This is a genomic window from Candidatus Symbiopectobacterium sp., from assembly GCF_020054415.1.
Taxonomy (GTDB): Bacteria; Pseudomonadota; Gammaproteobacteria; order Enterobacterales; family Enterobacteriaceae; genus Symbiopectobacterium.
Map to the genome: position 1 here is coordinate 1 of NZ_JAHWCO010000534.1, position 1254 is coordinate 1254.

The window sequence follows — 1254 nt, forward strand, 5'->3', positions numbered from 1 at the left end:
ATGACACGCCTGTTTTGGATTAAAATGCTGATCGCTCCGGGATGAATCACCACGCTCTGGATTTAACATACTGATTTTACGTCAAGGGAATCCGCAGCCTTTATGGCTACGCAGCATAATATCTATTTATTCAACAAAGCCGCCCGGTAGTGGAACGCGCAGAAGAAACACGCTAACACGATAAAAAAGTTAGGTTTCCGGATGATCGATACGATGCGAAAACGTGATCGACCTTAGATGCGAATCGATGATCGATCGCATGCGAATATGCAGGCTATACCCATCTCCCCAGCCACGCGGACAATCTGGATAAGGTGGATCAAATTGTAACGTCGATAGCGAGTTTGTATCACTTTAACGTGATCCTGCTCGTACCGCCCATCCTGGTTTTGTGGGGTGCCATCACCAAACGCCCTGTGATACCCGTTATGTTGGCCGCGTCCGTCTTGACAATAGGGATCGGCGTAGGCCTACAGGGATTTACCCTGCAACAAGGGTGTATTTCATTGATTCACGGTTTCACCACATCAATGTTTGCCACACAGGGTACAGAGGTAACCGGCTTGATCAGCGACATTCCCCGTTTGCTCGGTCATGGAGGGATGTTCTCCATTATGAGCGCCATCCTCTTGGTGCTTTGCGCATTTTCCTTTGCAGGGGCCTTAACGTTGACAGGGGCCCTGACCGTAATCATTAACCGGTTGCTAAAGGCGATTCGCAGTGTGGTTCAGTTGATTGCAGCTACCGTGGCAACCACCCTATTGTTCACGGGAGCAACCAGTGACGGGAAGTTGGCGCTACTTATTCCCGCTGAATTGTTTAGAGAATCTTATCTGCGTATGGGACTGGACACCAAGAACCTGTCGCGAACGGTGGAGGACGCGGGTACAGTGACTGAGCCATTACTGCCATGGATCTCGGCTGGGGGTGTATATGGCCAGCACCCTAAGGGTTAGCACATTGGATCTTGTTCCATGGGCAATCCAATGCTATGCGGCGATCGGTCGTGTATTCAATGAGTTGATGTAGCATCAAACGTAGTACTCGCGTTCGATGTAAGTACCGATGATCCTATCGTGCATTTCGGATGATTTTGAATATCCGGGCGTCTTTCGATTGAGCCGTTGCAATCGGTTACGCAGTGTCAGATGTGCACGCTCAATACGCTGTGTATACAGCTTGCTAACAATGTGTCTTACTTTTGGAAGTTCGTCGTTGTAAGCCCTGTAGCCATCCGTGTTTGCATGACTGACG

At 49.4% G+C, this 1254-nt stretch carries 1 protein-coding gene and 1 pseudogene; one reads left to right on the forward strand and one right to left on the reverse strand.

The genetic code is table 11. The annotated features are described in order from the left end of the window. Positions 1-311: 311 nt before the first annotated feature. Positions 312-1029 (forward strand): annotated as a pseudogene (locus QZ506_RS15715) (Na+/H+ antiporter NhaC family protein); the annotation flags it as partial. A gap of 2 nt (positions 1030-1031) precedes the next feature. Here the strand turns inward: QZ506_RS15715 and QZ506_RS15720 are convergent. Continuing rightward, on the reverse strand, positions 1032-1254 hold a 223-nt coding region (locus tag QZ506_RS15720), incomplete at its 5' end, for an IS1 family transposase (RefSeq protein ID WP_291972320.1).